General features: G+C 66.3%; 3 protein-coding genes and 1 pseudogene. 3 read left to right on the top strand and 1 reads right to left on the bottom strand.

Annotated features, from left to right (window positions below; translation table 11 throughout):
* The first annotated feature begins 95 nt into the window (after nucleotides 1-95).
* Entirely contained in the window at nucleotides 96-1,076 is a 981-nt protein-coding gene (mvk, locus tag VAE54_RS05750; RefSeq protein WP_322800987.1) for a mevalonate kinase, read from the top strand.
* 16 nt (nucleotides 1,077-1,092) lie between these two features.
* Nucleotides 1,093-2,460 carry a 16S rRNA (cytosine(967)-C(5))-methyltransferase RsmB gene (rsmB, locus tag VAE54_RS05745; RefSeq protein WP_322800986.1) on the top strand — a complete coding sequence of 456 codons (1,368 nt, stop codon included), beginning with the start codon at nucleotides 1,093-1,095 and terminating at the stop codon, nucleotides 2,458-2,460.
* Between the two features lie 343 nt (nucleotides 2,461-2,803).
* Here the strand turns inward: rsmB and VAE54_RS05740 are convergent, their stop codons facing one another.
* Entirely contained in the window at nucleotides 2,804-3,340 is a 537-nt protein-coding gene (locus VAE54_RS05740) for a hypothetical protein (protein ID WP_322800985.1), read from the bottom strand.
* Between the two features lie 237 nt (nucleotides 3,341-3,577).
* Between VAE54_RS05740 and VAE54_RS05735 the strand changes: the two are divergent.
* Nucleotides 3,578-3,827 (top strand): annotated as a pseudogene (locus VAE54_RS05735) (hypothetical protein); the annotation flags it as partial.

Raw genomic sequence — 3,827 nt, 5'->3', positions numbered from 1 at the left:
GTGGAGCGCTGTTTGCAAAGCCTGGGGTTCAGGGTCTTCCGCATCCGCGATCGAGGGACGGAATATTTCCTTGCTGCGGAAAGAGTCAACGGGCCATGACGACGGAGACCCGCCTTCCGGTGGAAGCTTCCGCTTGCGGCAAGGTGATCCTGCTGGGGGAGCATGCGGTGGTTTACGGCCGGCCCGCCCTCGCCGCCCCGGTGTGTGGGTTGCGGGCCCGGGCACGGGCAGAGCCCCTTCCCCCCGGATCCGGATGCTGGATCGAGGCGCTGGACACCGGGGAGAGGCTCCGGCTCTCCGAGGCGCCACCGGATCACCCGCTGGCCATGGCCGTTCGCCTGGCCCTGGAACATCTGGCCCTTCCTGAGCCGGACCTCCGGCTGGTGCTGCGCTCGGAACTGCCCATCGCCAGCGGGCTGGGAAGTGGCGCCGCTGTGTCGGCGGCGCTGGTGCGGGCGATCTTCCGGTGGGCCGGCCAGTCCCCTGATCCGGAGCTTGTCTCCACCCTGGTCTACGAGGTCGAGAAGCGCCATCACGGGACCCCCAGCGGGATCGACAACACGGTGATCGCCTACGAGCGCCCCCTCCGTTTCGTCCGGGGGCAACCGCCTGTGTTCCTCGCCATCGCCCGGCCCTTCACGCTGGTCATCGCCGATTCCGGTATCCCCAGCCCGACGCGGGAGACCGTGGCCGCGGTGCGGATGGGCTGGGAGCGGGAGCCGGACCGATACGAGCGGTTATTCGACGCCATCGCGGCCCTGGTGCGGGAAGCGGAGGATTGCCTGGCCTCTGGCCGGATCGAGGATCTGGGCCCGCTCCTGGACACAAATCACCAGCTGCTCAGGGAACTGGGGGTTTCCTCGCCAGCCCTGGATCATCTCACCCGGACCGCCCGGGAGGCCGGCGCCCTGGGGGCCAAGCTGACCGGCGGCGGACGGGGGGGCCATCTGATCGCCCTGGTGCGCCCGGAGCAGGCGGAGCGGGTGGCCCGTGCCCTGCAGGCGGCCGGCGCGCGGACCACTTACCGGACCGAGATCCCGGCCACCCTGTCGATGGAGTCGCCCCTCAGGCACTGAACCCGGAGGCGCTCCCGTGCCTGCCCGTCCGTCCGTTCGATCCCCGGCGCGCTATTACGCCCTGAAGGCCCTGTATCGGATCGAGACCCGGGCCGCCTATGCGGACTACGTGTTGCAGGCCCTGCGGCGGGAGGCGGAGCTATCCCCGCGGGATCAGGACCTCCTCACCACCCTCGTGGATGGCGTGACCATCTGGCGGAAAACCCTGGACTGGGTGCTGGCCCGCTACGTGCGGGGCGGGCTGGAGCGCCTGGACCCCTGGGTGCGGAACGCGCTGCGAATGGGGCTCTATCAGTTGATGTTCCTCGATCGGATCCCCCGCTGGGCTGCGGTGCACGAGACGGTGGAAGTGGCCCGCGCCGTCGCCGGAGAGGGAGCGGCCGCCCTGGTGAACGCGGTGTTGCGGCGGATCTCCGCCCGGCTGGAACAGGGACGGCCGGTGGCCACCTTCCCCCCGATCGAAATCGACCCCGTGGCGCACCTGGCGATCCGGTATTCTTTTCCAGAATGGATGGTACGACGCTGGATCACCCGATATGGGGTGGACGGAGCGCGGGAGCTCTGCCGCTTCCACAACACCCCGCGGCCATTGAGCCTGCGAGTGAACCGTCTGCGGGCGACCCGGGAGGAGATCCTCGCCGACCTGGAAGCGCGGGGATTGCGGGCCCGGCCTGGTGCCTATCACCCTTACATCGTGCAGGTGGAGGGAGGGCTGGACCTCGCCGCATGGCCGGCCTATCAGGAAGGAAAGGTGATCGCCCAGGACGAGGCGGCAGCTCTGGTCCCCTATCTGATGGATCTCCGGCCCGGGTTGCGGGTGCTGGATCTGTGCGCCGCTCCAGGGGGGAAGACCACGGCGATCGCGGAGGGCATGGGGGATCGAGGGATCATCGTGGCGGCCGATGCCCATTTCGGCCGCCTGCGGCGCCTGCGGGAGCATGCCCTCCGAATGGGCTTCACCATCATCCGGGTGATCCAGGCGGATGGACAGAGGCCTTTCCTCCCGGAATGGGCAGACCGGATCCTGATCGACGCCCCCTGTCTGGGGACCGGCGTGCTGGCCCGGCGGAGTGACGCCCGGTGGCATAAACAGGAATCGGATCTGATCGGCCTCACCCGGATACAGCGAGGACTCCTGGAGGCAGCTGCCCGGATGCTCCGGCCGGGAGGACGTCTGGTCTACAGCACCTGCTCCCTGGAGCCGGAGGAAAATGAGGAGCAAATCCACGCCTTCCTCCGGGATCACCCGGAATTCCGCTTCGTGTCCGCCCAGGGGAAAGTGCCCAGCCCCTTTGTGGACGCCGAGGGCTTCTATCGGGTCCTCCCCCACATCCATCATATGGACGGAGCCTTCGGTGCGATCCTGGAGAAAGCGGGGGGGTGAAAGGCAGGATATCCCTCCCTCAAGCCCTCTCATTTGGCTGACAACTGTCATCCATAAATTGTGACATTTATCACTACATGATCCCCCTGGGCCTTATTATGATGAAGCTGCAAGCAGCGCCATCGCCGCCCACTCCACTGGCGTTCGCTTGCCCTGGCCCCTCCTTTCCTGCTGCGGCCCGGCTCGGACCCAGACCGAGACCGGGCCGTATGCATTTATTGGGGATCGGATCCGATTCACCCGCTTTCGAGGCTTTCAGAGCCCCAGGATTCCAGAAAGCCCCTCGGCCCCGTGGGTCCGGTGGATCCAGCCAGAGAATCCATCGGGCGAACCCCGGAGCTCCCTATCGGTTCGTTCGAACTCGGGGCATGCGCCCCACCAGGATCCCCATGATCAGCCCATAGGCCAGATGGGCCAGGGCAAAGGATGGCCAGTCTACATAACGGACCATCACGGGGTTGAAGATCGGGAGGATAATCCACGTTGCGGCCAACCAGAGCAATGGCCCCACAATCACTGCCCATAGCAAGGGAGATCCGGGGAGGGTGGGCAGAATGAGCGCATAGAGAACTCCCAGCGTGATCGAGAGAAACGCATGGAGCAATAATCCAGCGAAGAACGCCCCCGCATGGAAGGACATCAGCGCTTCCGGGGACGCCCGCTGGAGCTCCCGGACCAGGGTGGCCCCAATGAGATTCACCGGGAACCAGATCCCCCGGCCGGAGAGCAGACCGTAAGCGATGGCCACAAGCACCATGGCGCTTCCTCCCGCTAGGCCACCGATCATCCCCGCGCGGTAAGGGATGATCTCCGCCGGCCATCCGGCCCCGACTTCCTCCATCTGCAGCGCCCGGCTCACCCGCTCCCACCATCGTGCCATGGCCATCCCTCCTGGAGGCTGGGGCATTTCCACGAGGCAAACCCTCATATAAATGATACGCAGGGCGAGGCGGGCAGTTTGAGGATCCAGATCCCTCTGAGATCTATGGAGGGCCAGGCTCGTCGCTGCCCGGCAGCCCCCCTTATCCCCCAGAAAGGCTCCACGGGTTTCATGGGACGCCTTGGGGGAAAGGAGAAGCCGCGCTATATTTAAGGGGGAAATCGCCAGGGAGGTTGGATGGAAATGGAACCCCGGGCGGAACAGGTGCTGGCATGGCTCCGGGAGCCGGGGGTGTTAACGGAGGAGCTCCGCCGTCGCCTGCTGAAACTGTTGCTGGAATCCCCCGCTCCCCCGCGGATTTCCTATGAGGAGTTCCTGGCCCAGGCCGATGAGGACACCCGAGCCGAGTGGGTCGACGGCACCATCGTGCATTACAGCCCCGCCTCCCGAACCCACCAGGAGATCGTTCGCTTCCTCACCGCCCTCC

It is taken from the genome of Thermoflexus sp., assembly GCF_034432235.1.
Classification (GTDB): Bacteria; Chloroflexota; Anaerolineae; order Thermoflexales; family Thermoflexaceae; genus Thermoflexus.
The sequence above is the reverse complement of the archived record's forward strand: the minus strand, read 5'-3'. Positions and strand labels throughout refer to the sequence as shown.